The sequence below is a fragment of the Paraburkholderia sp. J7 genome (assembly GCF_905220155.1).
GTDB lineage: Bacteria > Pseudomonadota > Gammaproteobacteria > Burkholderiales > Burkholderiaceae > Paraburkholderia.
This window is the reverse complement of sequence record NZ_CAJMYZ010000009.1, coordinates 1-15,071: the sequence shown is the minus strand read 5'-3', so window position 1 is coordinate 15,071 and position 15,071 is coordinate 1. Positions and strand designations below refer to the sequence as shown.

13 protein-coding genes and 1 pseudogene are annotated in these 15,071 nt (G+C 66.5%); 3 read left to right on the top strand and 11 right to left on the bottom strand.

Annotation, left to right across the window (positions count from 1 at the left end):
* Nucleotides 1-7: 7 nt before the first annotated feature.
* Together U5A58_RS16115 and U5A58_RS16110 are read left to right on the top strand one after the other, a co-directional pair.
* Nucleotides 8-886, top strand: coding sequence for a branched-chain amino acid ABC transporter permease (locus tag U5A58_RS16115; RefSeq protein WP_321962171.1), 879 nt, complete (start codon nucleotides 8-10; stop codon nucleotides 884-886).
* Between the two features lie 9 nt (nucleotides 887-895).
* Nucleotides 896-1,855 carry a branched-chain amino acid ABC transporter permease gene (locus U5A58_RS16110; protein WP_321962170.1) on the top strand — a complete coding sequence of 320 codons (960 nt, stop codon included), beginning with the start codon at nucleotides 896-898 and terminating at the stop codon, nucleotides 1,853-1,855.
* A gap of 30 nt (nucleotides 1,856-1,885) precedes the next feature.
* Here the strand turns inward: U5A58_RS16110 and U5A58_RS16105 are convergent, their stop codons facing one another.
* The 10 genes from U5A58_RS16105 to U5A58_RS16060 form a co-directional block, all read right to left on the bottom strand.
* A complete protein-coding gene (locus U5A58_RS16105; RefSeq protein WP_321962169.1) occupies nucleotides 1,886-3,544 on the bottom strand; it encodes an ABC transporter ATP-binding protein in 1,659 nt (552 codons plus the stop codon).
* Nucleotides 3,545-3,557: 13 nt separating this feature from the next.
* A complete protein-coding gene (locus tag U5A58_RS16100) occupies nucleotides 3,558-4,349 on the bottom strand; it encodes an SDR family oxidoreductase (protein WP_321962168.1) in 792 nt (263 codons plus the stop codon).
* Nucleotides 4,346-5,893 carry a class I adenylate-forming enzyme family protein gene (locus tag U5A58_RS16095; RefSeq protein WP_321962167.1) on the bottom strand — a complete coding sequence of 516 codons (1,548 nt, stop codon included), beginning with the start codon at nucleotides 5,891-5,893 and terminating at the stop codon, nucleotides 4,346-4,348. The genes U5A58_RS16100 and U5A58_RS16095 overlap by 4 nt, the downstream gene beginning before the upstream one ends.
* A 46-nt stretch (nucleotides 5,894-5,939) precedes the next feature.
* A complete protein-coding gene (locus U5A58_RS16090; RefSeq protein ID WP_321962166.1) occupies nucleotides 5,940-6,833 on the bottom strand; it encodes an ABC transporter permease in 894 nt (297 codons plus the stop codon).
* The gene (locus U5A58_RS16085; protein ID WP_321962165.1) at nucleotides 6,830-7,822 is read right to left on the bottom strand and encodes an ABC transporter permease; all 993 of its coding nucleotides are present in this window, start codon (nucleotides 7,820-7,822) and stop codon (nucleotides 6,830-6,832) included. Before U5A58_RS16085 ends, U5A58_RS16090 begins: the two co-directional genes overlap by 4 nt.
* Nucleotides 7,823-7,835: 13 nt before the next feature.
* Nucleotides 7,836-9,494 (bottom strand): ABC transporter substrate-binding protein, encoded by a 1,659-nt coding sequence (locus U5A58_RS16080; protein ID WP_321962164.1) that lies wholly within the window; start codon nucleotides 9,492-9,494, stop codon nucleotides 7,836-7,838.
* A gap of 69 nt (nucleotides 9,495-9,563) precedes the next feature.
* On the bottom strand, nucleotides 9,564-9,986 hold the full coding sequence (locus tag U5A58_RS16075; protein ID WP_321962163.1) for a PaaI family thioesterase: 423 nt from the start codon (nucleotides 9,984-9,986) through the stop codon (nucleotides 9,564-9,566).
* Nucleotides 9,983-10,999 (bottom strand): quinone oxidoreductase family protein, encoded by a 1,017-nt coding sequence (locus U5A58_RS16070; protein ID WP_321945717.1) that lies wholly within the window; start codon nucleotides 10,997-10,999, stop codon nucleotides 9,983-9,985. Before U5A58_RS16070 ends, U5A58_RS16075 begins: the two co-directional genes overlap by 4 nt.
* Before the next feature lie 46 nt (nucleotides 11,000-11,045).
* Nucleotides 11,046-12,149, bottom strand: coding sequence for a M14 family metallopeptidase (locus U5A58_RS16065; RefSeq protein ID WP_321962162.1), 1,104 nt, complete (start codon nucleotides 12,147-12,149; stop codon nucleotides 11,046-11,048).
* Nucleotides 12,146-13,003 (bottom strand): VOC family protein, encoded by an 858-nt coding sequence (locus U5A58_RS16060; RefSeq protein WP_321962161.1) that lies wholly within the window; start codon nucleotides 13,001-13,003, stop codon nucleotides 12,146-12,148. The genes U5A58_RS16065 and U5A58_RS16060 overlap by 4 nt, the downstream gene beginning before the upstream one ends.
* 491 nt (nucleotides 13,004-13,494) lie before the next feature.
* Here U5A58_RS16060 and U5A58_RS16055 point away from each other — a divergent pair, with 491 nt between their 5' ends.
* Entirely contained in the window at nucleotides 13,495-14,685 is a 1,191-nt protein-coding gene (locus tag U5A58_RS16055; RefSeq protein WP_321911141.1) for a porin, read from the top strand.
* A 202-nt stretch (nucleotides 14,686-14,887) separates the two neighbouring features.
* Here the strand turns inward: U5A58_RS16055 and U5A58_RS16050 are convergent.
* Nucleotides 14,888-15,071: pseudogene (locus tag U5A58_RS16050) on the bottom strand (NADP oxidoreductase); the annotation flags it as partial.

The following is a 15,071-nucleotide window of genomic DNA, read 5'->3' as shown; positions in this document are numbered from 1 at the left end:
TCGCACCATGCTGCAGATCCTTTTCAATGGTCTTGTCTCCGGGCTGCTCGTCGCACTGCCCGCACTGGCGTTGGCGCTGAGCTTCAGCATTCTGCGTTTCGCGAACTTTGCGATCGGCGCAATGCTCACGCTCGGGGCCTACGTGATCTACTTCTTCAATGTCGCGCTGGGCTGGCCAATCCCGTTCGCGGCGCTGGCCGGTATCCTGCTGGGCGGACTGATCGCGGTCGTGATCGACTGGCTGGTCTATCGCCCGTTGCGCGGCCGCTCCGGCGTGACGCTGCTGGTCGCGAGCATGGGCGTCGCGCTGGTCATGGAAAACGCAGTGCGCTTCGTGGCGGGCGGCACGCCGCTGGGCTACGACGTGGAGCCGGCGCGGCCGACGCGGTTCCCGTCGCTCGACGCGCTCGGCGGCTTGCGTGTGAATCACGAGCAGTGGCTGATCGCTGCAGTTGGTCTCGGCAGTCTCGTCGCCGTGTGGGCGCTGTTCGGCTATTCGCGTCTGGGACGGGCGATGCGGGCGGTCGCGGACAACGCGGCGCTTGCCGCGGTGCGCGGCGTCTCACTCAACCGGACGGTGGCCGCGATGTGGTTCGTGAGCGGCGCGCTCGCCACGGCCGGCGGCCTGCTCGTCGGGCTCGACGCCACGCTCGATCCGCAAATGGGCTGGAACTACCTGTTGCCGGTGTTCGCCGCGGCGATTCTCGGCGGCATCGACAAGCCGATGGCCGCCGTGTTCGGCGCGCTCGTCATGGGCGTGGCATCCGAACTCTCGACGCTCGTCATCGCGTCGCACTACCGCACCGTGGTCGCTTTTGCCGTGCTCGCCGCGCTGCTGCTCGCACGCCCCTGGGGCGTGTTTGGGCAGGCGCGCGTTACTCGATAGGTCAAGGACATGGCGCCGTATTTTCTTTCTCTGATGATGCTGATCGCGATTGCGGGCATCGCAGCGCTCGGGCTGAACGCGCAATGGGGCCTGACGGGTCTCGTCAACTTCGGGCTCTTCGGTTTCTACATGCTTGCGGCGTACGTGTGCGCACAGCTCACGAAGACGGGTCTCAACCCGTGGCTCGCGATGGTCTGCGCCGTCGTCGTTACCGCGTTGGCGAGCGCGTGTGTCAGCCTCATCTCGATTCGTCTGTCCGACGACTATCTCGCCATCGTCACGCTCGGTGCGGCGGAATGTCTGAAGCTCGTGGTGGTTCATGAGGAATGGCTCACGCGCGGAAGCCTCGGCATCTCGAACATCGCACGGCCCGTCGCGGGCGACGCGTCGCTTCTGCTCCTCACGCTCGCGTTGCTCGCGGGCGTGTTCGTGCTATTCGAACTCGTTGCGCGCGCACCGCTCGGGCGTGCGGCCCGCGCGATCCGCGACGACCCGCTGGTCGCCGCGACGCTCGGCAAGAACGTGCTGGCGCTGCGGCTGCGCCTGTTCGCGCTGGGCGGCGGCGCGATCGGGTTGGCAGGCTGCCTGCATGCCTTTTACTACCAGTACATCGACCCGACGCAATTCGGTCCCATTCTCACCGCTTACGCATTCATGAACGTGATCATCGGCGGCAGGGGCAGCAATCGCGGCATGCTGCTCAGCACGTTCACGGTAGTGCTACTGCTCGAGGGCACGCGATTCCTGAACGACTACGTGACATGGTTGTCTTCGAGCCAGCTCGCGGCGTTGCGGCTCATGCTGGTCGGACTGGGGCTGATACTCGCGCTGATCTTCAAGCCCGAGGGTTTCGTGCGCGAGTACCGGCTCGAAGTCGGGCGCAGCTCGCAATCGAATCAGGCCGCCAACGGCGTAGGGGGCGGGGGCCGGAGGCGGTCGGCGGCAAGCGCGGGTGAGCGCTCGGTGTGAATGCGCGAGCGCCCACGTGCGCTCGCGCGGTCAGCCGATTTGCGCAAGCGCCGTGACCTCGCGCCGCCGCGGCGGATTCCAGTCCCGCCCCGGCACCGATTCGAGCAGCGTGCGCGTATAGGGGTGGGCCGGCGCGGAGAATATCTCGCCCGGCGCGCCGTACTCGACGATGCTGCCGCCCTTCATGACCGCGACGCGGTCGCACAGTTGCGCCGCCACGCGCAGGTCGTGCGTGATGAACAGCATCGACAGGCCGAGTTCGTCCTTCAGTCGCGCGAGCAGCTTCAGCACCTGCGCTTGCACCGAAACGTCCAGTGCCGATACCGGCTCGTCGGCGACAAGCAGCTTCGGCTCGAGTGCGAGCGCGCGCGCGAGCCCGATGCGCTGACGCTGTCCGCCGGAGAATTCATGAGGAAAGCGCGTGAGCGCGTCGGGTGCGAGACCGACCAGCGCGAACAGTTCGCGCGCGCGGGTATAGGCGCGCGCCGGCTCCACGCCGCGCGCGATCGGCCCTTGCGTGACGATGTCGCCCACGCGCCGCCGTGGGTTCAGCGAACCGTAGGGGTCCTGAAACACCATCTGTATGCCGAGGCGGTGCGCGCGCGTCGCGCGGGTGCGGGCGCGGCGGGCCAGGTCGTCGCCGCCGTAGCGGATCGCGCCGGCGTCGGGGGCGACGAGTTGCATGATGGCGCGCGCGAGCGTCGATTTTCCCGAGCCGCTTTCGCCGACGATGCCGAGCGTCGCGCCTTGCTGCACCTCGAACGAGACGTCGCGTAAGGCGGCGGTGGCTTGCGCGCGCCGGCCGCGGGCGCGGTACGTCTTCGACAGTCCTTCGACGCTCAGCAACGCCGGCGCGGCCCCTTGCGTGAAGGGCGGCGCGGCGTCGACGCGAGTTGCCGCAGGCGCCGGTGGCACTGCGTCGATCAGCGTCTGCGTATAGGTATGACGCGGCCGGTTCAGCACTTCGCGGGCCGCGCCTTGTTCGACGACTTCGCCATGCCGCATGACCGCGATGCGATCGGCAACTTCGGCCACCACGCCGAAGTCGTGCGTGATGAACAACACGGCGGTGCCGTTGCGGCGCTGCAGGTCGCGAATCAGATGGAGGATTTGCGCTTGCGTCGTCACGTCGAGCGCCGTGGTCGGTTCGTCGGCGATCAAGAGCGCCGGTTCGAGCGCGAGCGCCATGGCGATCATCGCGCGCTGACGCTGGCCGCCGGAGAGCTCGTGCGGGTAGCGGCGCAGCGCGTGTTCCGGTGTGGGAATCTGCACGGCGTCGAGCAGTTCCAGCGAGCGCGCGCGAATCTGGCCGCGGCCAAGGCGCGTGTGCGTGCGAAAGACTTCGGCAATCTGGTCGCCGATCGTGCGCAGCGGATTGAGTGCTGTCATCGGCTCCTGGAAGATCATGCCAATGCGGCTGCCGCGCCAGCGGCGCAACTGCGCGTGCGGCAGTGTCAGCAAATCGGTATCGCCACGCCACAGCAGATTGCCGCCCGTCACGCGCACGCCTTCCGGTAACAGTCCCAGCAGGGCGCCGGCGGTCATCGATTTGCCGGAGCCGCTTTCTCCGACCATGCACAGCAGTTCGCCCTCGTCGAGCGAGAGCGATACGTCGCGCAACGCGTGCGGCCGGTCGGCGCCTGCGGGCAGGTCGACCGTGAGGTTGCGTACTTCGAGCAGCGTAGTCATCGCGTTTCCTGGGTTAGAGGCGCTGGCCGCCGCTTGCGTCGATTTTCTGGCCCGTGACCCAGCGGCCCTCGTGGCTTGCGAGAAAGGCGACGATGTCGGCAACGTCGTCGGGCTGGCCCACGCGGCCTAGCGCGACGGTTTGCGCGATGGCCACGCTCGCGACCGGGTCGCTCGCGTCGCGGTTCAGGTCCGTCGCGGTCGCGCCGGGCAGCACGGCGTTCACGGTGATGCCGCGGCTGCCGAGTTCGGCGGCGAGCACGAGCGTCAGCGCTTCGAGCCCGGCCTTGGCGGGCGCATAGACGCTCATGCGCGGATAGGCGGCGCGCGTGCCCATCGACGAGATGTTGACAATGCGCCCGCTGTCGCGCAGCAACGCCAACGACTGCTGGATCAGGAAGAAGGGCGTTTTCAGGTTGACCTGCATGATGCGGTCGTAGTCGTCGGGCTGCACCTCGGCAATGCGTGCGCGCAAGCCCTCGCCGGCGTTGTTGACGAGGATGTCAAAGGCTTCGGGCAGGCCGCGCTCGCGCAGCGCGGCGCGCAGGCCGTCGAGCAGCACGCGCACGCCATCGGTGCTGGCGAGGTCCGCGCCTAGCACGAAGGCCTGGCCGCCTGCATCCGCGATTTCGCGTGCGACTTGCTCGGCCTTTTCATGCGCGCTGCCGAAATGCACCGCGACGAACGCGCCACGCCGGCCAAGCGCGAGCGCGATCGCACGGCCGATGCCACGGCTCGCGCCCGTGACGAGCGCGACTTTGCCCGCGAGGCTCCCGGGCACGGCGTTGACGTTCTGGGCGGCGCTCATGCCAGGACTCCCGGCGCGGCCAGCTTGTCGCGACTCCAGCCGCCGGCGGCTTCCAGCTCGCGTGCGCGCTGCAGCAGCGCGTGGCGATCGACCTTGTTCGTGCCCGCCCACGGCAGTTCCGCGACGAACGCAATACGGCGCGGGTGCTGATAGGCTGGCCCGTTCGCCAGCGCATGCTGCTTGAGCGCATCGGCCGACAGCGCGCTGCCGGGCTGCCGCACGACGAAAGCCACGGGCACGGCGGCGCGTTCCTCGTCGGGCAGCGGCACAACGCTCGCCTGGCGCACTTCGGGGTGCGACTCGAGCAGTTTTTCGACCTCGACCGGATAGATGTTCTCGCCCGCGCAGACGAACATGTCGTCGGCGCGGCCTACGAAGTAGAAGAAGCCGTTCGCGTCGCGGCGCATCACGTCGCCGCTGTTGTACCAGCCGTCGTCGAGCACTTGCGCGGTCTTTTCCGGCAGCCGGTGGTAGCCGTGCATCACGGCGGGATTGCGCATGAGCAGCACGCCTTCGTTTTCATCCGGACCGTTCACGAGACGCACCGCATCGGCCGAAAGCGGGTAGCCGAGGGCAAGCGGGGGCGTGGGCAAGCCTTGCGGATGCGGCCCGAACACGCTCGGCCCGGCTTCTGTGGTCCCGTAGCCGTGGACGATGCGCGCCTGCGCGAACACCGCCTGGATGCGCTCGAACAACGCGAGGCTCATCGGCGCGGAGCCGAGCATGACGCGCCCGAGCGCGGAAAAGTCGCGGCCGGCGTAGTGCGCGGGATCCTTCACGATGCGCGCGAACATGGTGGGGACCGCGGCGAGCACGGTAATGCGGTAGCGTTCGAGCGCATCCACGTAGGCGGCCACGTCGAAGCCTGGCTGGATCACGAGCAGGCCGTTCACCGAGAAGGCGCGCTTGGCCATGAACAGCCCGTTCATATGAAAGAGCGGCTGCGCGAGCAGATAGCGCTCCGCGCCAGGGGCGGCGGGCTTGACCCAGGTCGCCTCGAGCGCCCACAACTGGCCCGCGTGCGTGAGCGGCACCCCCTTCGGCTTGCCCGTCGAGCCCGACGTGTAGAGCATCTGCGCGACCTGGCCGGGGTTCGCGGCGACGGCTTCGAAGTCGGCTGGCGCGATGCGCGCCGCGAAGCCTTCGGGCCCGGCGTCGTCGAAGTCGATCACGGGTACGCGTGCGGCCAGCGCCTCGCGGCGGTCCGCGTCGACGAACGCTAGCGCCACTTCGGCGTCCTGCAGCACGTAGTCCAGGTTCTCCTGGGACTGCTTGATGTTGATCGGCACCGCTACGAGTCCTGCCCGCATGATGCCGAAGTAGGCGATCAGATATTCGGCCCGATTCAGCGAGGCAATGGCGACATGCGTGCCAGCCTGCAACCCGCGCGCGAGGAGCGCGGCCGCCACGCCGTTCGCGAGACGGTCGACCTGGGCGTGTGTCCATGTGACGGGACGCGAGGCGTCACGCAGATCGATAATGGCGGGGCTGTCGAGATCGAGCGAGCGATCGACCAGGCTGCCGAGATTGGTCCATCGTGTCATGATCAGGAATCCTTCTTGATAAGTTTGAAAAAACGCGACCGCGCGCCTAGCGCTTGCGGAACACGGGATTGAGCGCGTCGTTCAGGCCGTCGCCGATCAGGTTGAGCGCCAGCACGACGAGCATGATCGCCATGCCGGGCTCGGCGCACAGGTACCAGGAGGACCTGATGAGCGTGCGCCCCTCGCCGATCTGGCGCCCCCAGCTCGCGAGGTTCGGGTCGCCGAGCCCGAGGAACGACACGACCGATTCATAGAGGATCGCGCCCGCTATGACTAGCGTGCCCATCACGAGCACGGGCGGCAGTGCGTTGGGCAGGATCTCGCCGAACGCAATGCGCCACGGGCTGAGTCCGACGGTGCGGCACGCCGCCACGAAGTCGCGGCTCTTGAAGCTCAGGCATTGCGCGCGCGTGAGCCGGGCGATTGCCGGCCACGAGACGAGCGCCACGGCGATCACGGTGTTTTGCAGGCGCGGGCCGAGAATCGAGACGATAGTCAGCACGAACACGACGTTGGGTACGATCTGGAACAACTCGGTCGTGCGCATGAGAAGGGCGTCGATCCAGCCGCCGTACCACGCGGCGGCGAGGCCGATCGCGACGCCGATCAGCGTTGCGACGAGGCTGGCGCAAAGGCTCGCGAGCAGCGTGGCGCGCGCACCGTGCGCGAGCAGTGCCGCGATGTCGCGTCCGAGTGCGTCGGTGCCGAGCGGAAAGTCGCGCGTCTGGAAGGGCCAGGTCTCGGGCGCACCGACGATACGCAGCGGGTCGCCAGGATAGAGCCAGCCTGCCGCGACGGCGATGGCCACCGTGAACGCGAGCTGCAGTGCGCCCAGCACCGCGCCTCGATGGCGCAGGAACTGTCGCCATGCGCCGCCGCGCGCGGGCGAAGGCTCGCGTGCAACGGGCGCGGCGCCGGCGAGCGGATCGAGCGTCGTCATGGCGCCTCCGTACGAATGCGCGGATCGAGCCGCGCGTAGAGCAGGTCAACCACGAGATTGGCGAGCACGACGAGCAGCGAGCTGAGCACGAGGATGCCCAGCACGACGGGGTAGTTTCGGCTCATCACGCTGTCGAACAGCACGCCGCCGATGCCCGGCCAGCTGAATACGGCCTCGACGACGATGCTGCCGCCCAGCACCGCGCCGAGCTGGATGCCGAGCAGCGTGAGAACGGGCAGCAGCGCGTTGCGCACCATATGGGAGAGCACGACGCGCAGGCGCGTGAGGCCCTTGGCGTAGGCGGTTCGAACGAAGTCGAGGCGGCTCACTTCGAGCATCGACGCGCGCATCACGCGCGCATAGGTGGCGGCATAAAAGAGCCCCAGCGTGGTGGCCGGCAACACGAGGTGGCGCGCGACATCGAGCGCGGCATGCCACTGGCCCGCGAGCCCGCCGCCATAGTCGGCGCCGATGGTGGTCATCCCGCCCACGGGAAACCATTCGAGCCGCACCGAAAACAGGATGATGAGCATGATGCCGAGCCAAAAGCTCGGCGCCGCGAAACACAGCACGGCCGCGGCGGAAACGAGCGTGTCCCACCACGTGTTCACCTTGACCGCGGCGATTACACCGGCGCTCACGCCGACGAGCACCGCGATCGCGATGCTGGAGAGCATCAGCACGAGCGTGGCGGGCAGGTGCTCGACGATCACGTCGAACACCGGTTCGTTGTGCCGGTACGAGTAGCCGAGATCGAGATGCGCGACCGCGCCGATGTAATGCAGCAGTTGCTGCCACAGCGGTTGATCCATGCCGTAAAGCACGCGCAGACGCTCGATCAGCGCGGGGTCGGTGACCTGCTGGTCGGCGGTCATCACGTCGAGGAAGCTGCCCGGCACCGAGTGAATCAAGAAGAAGTTGAGCACGATGACGCCCAGCAGCAGCGGAACGGCCTGCAACAGCCGGCGTACGATCAGGCGCGCGATCATGACTGCGCCCCTCTCACGCGGCCAGCCAGACCGCGTTGAGCGAGTCGCCCTGCACGTTCGAGCTGGCGGTGAAATCGCGCACGTTCGCTCGCGCGAGCGTGAACGACTGCATTTCGACGAGCGGCACGATGGGCACCTCGGTCGAGGCGAGGCGCGCGAAGTCGTGCGCGAGCTGCTTGCGCTTGTCGGGGTTCGTCTCGGTGCTGAGTTTGTCGACGAGCGCATCCATGGCCGGGTTCGAATAGCCGGTCGCGTTACGGAACGCCCCGCCCTTCACGATGCCATCGGTCGTGAAATATTGCGTGACTACCGGCACCGGTTCGAGCGGCGCGGTGAAGTTCGAAATGGCGATGTCGTAGTCGTAGTCGGTGTAGATGCGCTTGAGCGCGGTCGCGCGGTCCACGGAATCGAGCCTCACCTTCACGCCAACGTCTTCGAACGCCTGCTTCAGGTACTGGCCGAGCTTCGCGTTCTCCTCGAACCACGCGGCCGCGAGCAGGTTCACGGTGAAGCGGCCGCCCTCGCGGTTCGGCAGCCCCGCCGCGTCGAGCAGCGCGCCTGCGCGCTTCGGGTCGAAGGGGTAATGGGGCACGTCGTCGGTGAAGAAGAGCGGATTGCTGTGAAAGATCGGCGAGACGGCGGGACGGCCGCGCCCGAAGTAGATCGTGTCGACGATGAACTTGCGGTCGATGGCATGCAGCAACGCCTGGCGGACTTCACGGCGCTGCACGTTGGCGCGGCGCTGGTTGAACTCGACCGTGACCGTCCACGCGGAATCTTCGTAGCCCATGGTATCGACGACCACCTTGCCGGTTTTCACGAGCCGGTCGATATCGCGCACCGGCACCGGGTTCGAGTACGCGAGTGCAAGCTCGCCGGTTTCGAGTGCTGCCGAGCGCGAGGCGGAGTCGCCCCACCACGAGACGACCAGCTTGTCGAGATACGGCTGACCCGCGCCCCAGTATTGATCGTTGCGCCGGTACTCGACGTGGCTGCCGCGCACCCACTCGCCGTATTTCCACGCGCCAGTACCGACCGGCGCGTTGTTCAGCGGATTCGTGAGGATTTCCTTGCCGGCATAGCGGTGCTTCGGCAGCAGCACCTGGTACTGACCCGCCAGCACCGATTTCAGGAAGAAGTCGGGCACGGGCCGCGTGAAGCGCAGTTCGACCGTGAGCGGATCGAGGGCCTTTGCGCTTTGCAGCGTCTTGAGCGCGATGCCCGCGGAAATGGGCTTCCAGTATTCGAGCACATTGAAGACGACGTCGTCCGCCGTGAACGGCTGGCCGTCGTGCCAGCGCACGTTCGGGCGCAGCTTGATGGTGTAGGTCTGGAAGTCGGGCGAAGCGCTCACACTCGTGGCGAGCACCGGCTGGAACGCAAGCGTGCTGTCGAGCTTGAGCAGGCGCTCGAGGATCTTCGTGGACGTCTGCAGCGGGCTGGAGCCGCCGCCGCCGGGCACGAACAGCGCCTGGGGTTCAAGTCCGCCCCAGCTCGCCACCAGCGCGCCGCCGCGTCTGGGCGCGACGGTTTGCGGGGCGGGCGTGGCCGCGATGGCGCGGCCCGCTGTGGCGAGACCGCCGATGCCGCTAACGCCGGCACCGGCTGCGAGCGCGCCGCGAGCGGTCAAGGAAAGAAAGGAGCGTCGGGAGTAGGGCGGATTCTTCTTCATGACGAAATGGGGCGACCCGCACGGGCCGGCGTAGCGTGGGTTCTGGAGGGATCGCGAGCCGTCGTGGTCTCACGCGGTGGCGTAGCTGGCGCGGCCGATGGCGAGCAGCACACCTTTGTCGTTGTAGAGTTCGACGTCGGCCACACTCACGCTGCGGCCGAGGCGCCGCACGGTGGCGACGGCCTCGATGCCGGTCTCGATGGCGGGCCGCAAATAGTCGACGCGAAAGTTGATGGTGGGCAGACCGCGCCCGACCAGCATGCCGACCGCAAAGTCGCCGACCGTATCGATGATCGCCGCGAGCGCGCCGCCATGCCATTGACCCGTGCCCGCGCCCCGCTCGAAACCGGGCTGAAACGGTATGTGTACGCGCAGCGCCTGCGCTTCGTGGTCGGCCCCGGTCACGCGCATGCGCAGCGAGGCGATGTAGGGTGAACGGTCGAACGCCTGCTGGATCTGCTCGATCGTGAGCATGTCGCGCGCTTCGCTCATGACGCCACCAGCACCTTGCCGACCACCTCGCGGTTTTCGAGCGTCGCCAGTGCCTGCGCGCCTTCTTCCAGCGGCCACTTCCGGTCGATCAGCACGCGCAACTGGCGACGCTGAACGAGATCGAGCAGTTCGTGCAGGTCTTCGCGCTCCCAGCCGTTCGAGCCGCGAATCTGCAATTCGAAGGTCCAGATGTAACGGATATCTTCAGGCGGGGCATAGCCCGCGGTCGCCCCGCAGGTGAGCAGGCGCCCGCCCAGACGCAGGCAGCGCAGCGAACGCGTCCAGGTGTCGCCGCCGGTGAAGTTCACGACCACGTCCACGCCGCCGCGTTGCGCGGCGTTGCGTCGCCGCGCGGGCTTGCCGAACTTCGCGTGTACGGCCCGCATGAAGTCTTCTTCGGTGTACAGAATGACGTGATCCGCGCCGAGATCGCGCAGGCGCTGTGCCTTTTCCGGCGAACCCGCGCAAGCGATCACTTCTGCGCCCGCGAGCTTCGCGAGCTGCACCGCGCACACGCCTACACCGCCGCTCGCGCCGAGAATCAGCACGCGCTCGCCGGCCTCGATCTGGCCGATGCGGCGCATCATGCGCAGTGCGGTGCCGTAGGCGACCGGCAATGCGGCCGCTTCGTCGAAGCTCACATCGTCGGGCAAGCGGATCAGCTGATGCGCCGGCACGCGGCACAGTTCGGCCAGACCGCCGTGCGTGGTCTCGCCGACGAGGCCGCCGTCCACGCGATCGATGGGGTCGACGAGCACGCGATCGCCTGGCCGCCAGTCGCGCACGCCTTCGCCGACCGCGACGATTTCGCCCGCCACGTCGAGCCCGATAATGACGGGAAAGGGCAGATTGATGCCCGGCATGCCGCGGCGTGTGAACACGTCGTGGTAGTTCAACGAAGCGGCTTTCACGCGGAGCACGACATCACCGGGACCGGCCGCCGGATCGGGGAACGCAGTTTCGAGCCGCAGCTTGTCGAGGCCGCCGTGCTCGCGCAAAACAATAGCTTTCATGATGGAGACGAAAACGTGGATAACTTCGAAGTACGATGAATATTGGTTACCAGCGAGTGAGCCCGTCTAGCGTTTGCGCCGTGATTGCGAGGCCATGCCGGATCACGCTGTCGCGCCAGAGCGAAGAAACGGGTACGAACGCATCGAGCAGATCGGCGCGCAGCTGTGCGTCGCGCTCGGGTTCGGGTGCTTGCGGGGCGCGAAAACGCAGCCACTGGTCGAGCCGCGACGCGAGGCTCACATTCGGCCCGCGCGTGCCGAACTCGACCACGGCGCCGGCCATCGGCCGTCCCGCGAGAAACCGCTCGACGCCGCGGAACACGAGCCCGCGATAGTCGGGCCGCGCGAGACCGTGCGGGCGCTGACCCAGCACGCGCCCGGCGCCCCACCATTGCGCGGCGCGCTGCTGAAGTTCGCTGCCTTCCGCGTTGAAGCAGAGAAAGAACGGCTCGCCGTATTCGCCAATGCCGGTATGCCAGTCGATGAACGCCACGCGCTGTGCGTGCGCCAGATGGTCCTCGACCACGCGCTGCAGCGTGAGGTTCGACCATTCGCGTTCGCGGCCGCCGTAGATCAGACCGTCAGCGTGTGTGTACTGACCGCTCGCGAGCGTGTTGAAGAGGGCGTCGGCGCCGTGTGTGTCGCGAAAGCGGTCGGTTGCCGCCTTCGCGGCCGCGAGCGTGTCGTGGTCCCAGCGCGGCGGAATCAGCCACTCGTGCAGCGCTGCGTAATGCGCATTGTGCGGGTGCGGCTCGTCGTGATCGACGAAATTGCGATTCAGGTCGACGTTGTTTTCGGTGGTGCGCGAAGCGTGCGCGAAACCGTAAGGGTTGAGGCCGTGTACGAGCGTGACGGCGACATCGGGCGGCAGGCTGGCTGCCGCGTTTTCAAGCCACGCAATCTGCACAGCCGAGCCCGCGGCGCCTTCAAGACCGTGCGTGCCGCTGATAGCGAGAAGCTGCTTTGGCGCGTGCTGCGCTCCGAGACGCGCGACGTCGATGCTGAGCGCGATGCCGCCCGGGCCGCTTGCATGCGGATGCCGGTAGCTCGCGAGTTGCGCGCCAGCGCGTTGGGCGCTGGCGACGAACCGTTCGCGCGCCGAAGCATAGTCGGGAGCGAAGTAATGCCAAAAGGCGGCTGCCTCGCTCATGCCGCGCCGCCTTCGACGAAGCGCAGCGCAACGCCCGCGGCGTGCGCGGCGGCAACGCGCACGGAGCCGTCCGCGATCGTGGCAAAAGCGACGCCATTGCGCTCGAACAATTGGCGCAGCGCGTCGAGCGAGCGAACGCGAAGATCGAGCGCCACATAACGCTCACTTCCGTCTTGCGTGGCCGCGACCGCGCCGTAGCGACGTTCTGCCTCGGCGGGCGTGACGAACTCGACAGTCGCTCGCCCGGCCGGCAGGCGATAGTGATCGTTGCCGGCGCGCTCGACGATGCCGGGCCCGAACAGCCGCTCATAAAGATCCGCGACCTGCTCAGGTGCAGGCGCAGCGACGACGAAACCGACGATATCCGTCACGCCGTTCGGATGGCGCCGGTCCTCGTCGCGCCACACGAGTTGCGGCGTGAAGTGATGGCAGAAGAACGTGCGGCCGTTGCGCACCAGCTCGGCGCCCAGACGCACGGTGCGAAAGCGTGCGTCCTCTGCACCGTCCGGCAGTTGAACGGGTCTGAAAAATTCGGCGGGTGGCTCGACGGCAATGCCGCGCGCAGTGATCGCTTCATGCAGCGCGAGCGAATCGTCCGTCTTGAACACGAGCCCGGACAGGCCGGGGGGCGCGTTGACAATGTCGGGACGGTCCACGCTCTTGCCGTGCTCGAACCCGAGGAGTTCCAGATAGTTCTCGCCGAAGATGGCGAGGTGATTGCTCGACCCAAGCGAATGATGACCGCGCGCGGTCAGCGCGAAGCCGAGCTTGCGATACGTGTGCGAGGCGTCGTCGAGCTGGTCCTTGACGTTGACGACGACGTGATCGAGAACGGGGGCGGGGATGTGGCTCATCGTGGTGAGGGTCTCCTGTGGGCAGCGGCGGAACGCATGCCACGTAGCACACTGCGATCGCGTCAGATGGAAGGTCGCTGAAGAGTGTAGTGACGGCTCGGCCCGCAACAAACCAACCTATCGTGATTTGCTCAGCGCGATTCGTTCGAATGTGGGCAGCTCAGTTGTGTGCGGCGTGCCGTGGGTTCCGTCATGCGCTTTGTTCCACCTGTGTTGATCAATTATAGAGGAATCCAAATCAAAATCACGGTAGATGAATGACGCGCTTCACGGATCATCGCTTTGCGCTGAGGTGCCCACGATCCGCCTGTCCGTCGTAAAGCTTAGACAAATAACTTGTTTTGAAAAGGAATGCGGAGTGAATAGACTCGGTGCCCGCGGATTGGGCAAGGCAGCACTTTGCTTGTCGTCGCCGCCTCTTCGTGCCGGTCCGCTGCACTTACACACGCACGTTGTCGACTAGTCCACAATCACCCAAGAACACATCGCAGATGAAATTCAACAAGTTCAGCGCAGCGGCTCTCTCGCTCGGCCTCGTTGCCGGCGCCGCGCACGCGCAAAGCAGCGTCACCCTTTACGGCATTGTCGATGCCGGCTTCCTGTACAACAACAATGTGAAAGGCGGGGCGCTGTACGGCCTGTCGTCCGGCACGTCGTCGCGCTGGGGCCTGCTCGGCGCCGAGGATCTGGGCGGCGGCCTCAAGACAATTTTCGATATCGAAAACGGCTTCACGGTGGGTACCGGCGCACTGGGGCAGGGCGGCCTGCTGTTCGGACGCAAGGCATTCGTGGGCCTGAGCAGCGTGACGTGGGGTACTGTCACCGCCGGGCGGCAGTACTCGGCCAGCAACGACGCAACAAGCTCGTTTGCATCGGGTGCCGACTGGGCGGCTTCGGGACTCGGTTACGGCACGCGCGCTGCCGACGTCGACAACGTCGATACGTCCAACCGCATCCAGAACGCCGTGAAGTACACGAGCCCGAACGTCGGCGGCTTCACGCTCGGCGTGCTCTACAGTTTCGGCAACGTTGCTGGCAACTTCGGCCAGAACTCCGTCAAGGACGTGGCGCTCGCGTATGCCAACGGGCCCGTCAAACTAGGCGCGAGCTACATGTTCACGAAGGACCCGTACTACGCGACCTTCGGCAATCAGGGGAACTCCTCGACCTCCGCCACCGGCACCAACAACAACATGCCAAGCCGCATTTTTGGCGGCTATGCGTCGGCCGGTTCCCAGCAGATCGTGACTGCGGGCGGCTCGTACGTGCTCGGGACGGTAACGGTGGCGGTGCTGTATTCGAACACGCAGTTCCAGAATCTCGGCGAGGTCAACGCCGGCGGAAGCTACGGTACGCAATACCACGGTGGTACGGCCACGTTCAATTCTGGAGAACTGAACGTCAAGTACGCAGTCAATCCCAGCCTGACGCTTGCCGCAGCCTATATCTATACCCACAACAGCGGCGCCGGCAACTACGACAGTGCCCACTACAACCAGGTGAACCTGGGCGCGACCTACGCGATCACGAAGCGCACGTCGCTCTATGCGGATGGCTTCTATCAAGCTGCTGCGGGGACGGATTCGACCGGCAAGGCCGCCGTGGCGAACTTCAGCGGCTCGACGTACTCGAGCACGAGCCACGCGGTTGCGGCCATTTTCGGGATGACGCATCGCTTCTAGGCGACAGGCGCTCTCAAGCCGGCGCAGCCAGTGCGCCGGGGTCAACGACCTGTGGCAACAATTGGGAGCGCTGGTGTCGATGTTTTTCATGCCGGCGATCAGTGAGCCTGTGATTGGCTTATTCGATCCATCGGGTCACGCGCGTGACCCACATTGATACGATCACGCCGAAGGTTGAAGCATGCACGCCTGGCACTGCTGCTCATAACGCCAACAGGTTCGGTCCCGCGAGCGGTGCCCCGAACTGTTGGATCCGGCCACCTTGCGCGAGGCTGCCAAGGTCAATTGGGCAGAATCCCGTTGATGACAGCATTGATGAGACGGCTTTTTTTGCGTCGCCGTCGTCACCGCAAACAAACATGACGCGTCGCCCACCTGCTTCGGTG

Bases quoted from the DNA above. Each gene is read 5' to 3' on its own strand.
- U5A58_RS16065 (WP_321962162.1), bottom strand. From the start codon at position 12,149: ATGAGCGAGGCAGCCGCCTTTTGGCATTACTTCGCTCCCGACTATGCT.
- U5A58_RS16060 (WP_321962161.1), bottom strand. From the start codon at position 13,003: ATGAGCCACATCCCCGCCCCCGTTCTCGATCACGTCGTCGTCAACGTC.
- U5A58_RS16115 (WP_321962171.1), top strand. From the start codon at position 8: ATGCTGCAGATCCTTTTCAATGGTCTTGTCTCCGGGCTGCTCGTCGCA.
- U5A58_RS16070 (WP_321945717.1), bottom strand. From the start codon at position 10,999: ATGAAAGCTATTGTTTTGCGCGAGCACGGCGGCCTCGACAAGCTGCGG.
- U5A58_RS16095 (WP_321962167.1), bottom strand. From the start codon at position 5,893: ATGACACGATGGACCAATCTCGGCAGCCTGGTCGATCGCTCGCTCGAT.
- U5A58_RS16090 (WP_321962166.1), bottom strand. From the start codon at position 6,833: ATGACGACGCTCGATCCGCTCGCCGGCGCCGCGCCCGTTGCACGCGAG.
- U5A58_RS16080 (WP_321962164.1), bottom strand. From the start codon at position 9,494: ATGAAGAAGAATCCGCCCTACTCCCGACGCTCCTTTCTTTCCTTGACC.
- U5A58_RS16085 (WP_321962165.1), bottom strand. From the start codon at position 7,822: ATGATCGCGCGCCTGATCGTACGCCGGCTGTTGCAGGCCGTTCCGCTG.
- U5A58_RS16110 (WP_321962170.1), top strand. From the start codon at position 896: ATGGCGCCGTATTTTCTTTCTCTGATGATGCTGATCGCGATTGCGGGC.
- U5A58_RS16105 (WP_321962169.1), bottom strand. From the start codon at position 3,544: ATGACTACGCTGCTCGAAGTACGCAACCTCACGGTCGACCTGCCCGCA.
- U5A58_RS16100 (WP_321962168.1), bottom strand. From the start codon at position 4,349: ATGAGCGCCGCCCAGAACGTCAACGCCGTGCCCGGGAGCCTCGCGGGC.
- U5A58_RS16075 (WP_321962163.1), bottom strand. From the start codon at position 9,986: ATGAGCGAAGCGCGCGACATGCTCACGATCGAGCAGATCCAGCAGGCG.
- U5A58_RS16055 (WP_321911141.1), top strand. From the start codon at position 13,495: ATGAAATTCAACAAGTTCAGCGCAGCGGCTCTCTCGCTCGGCCTCGTT.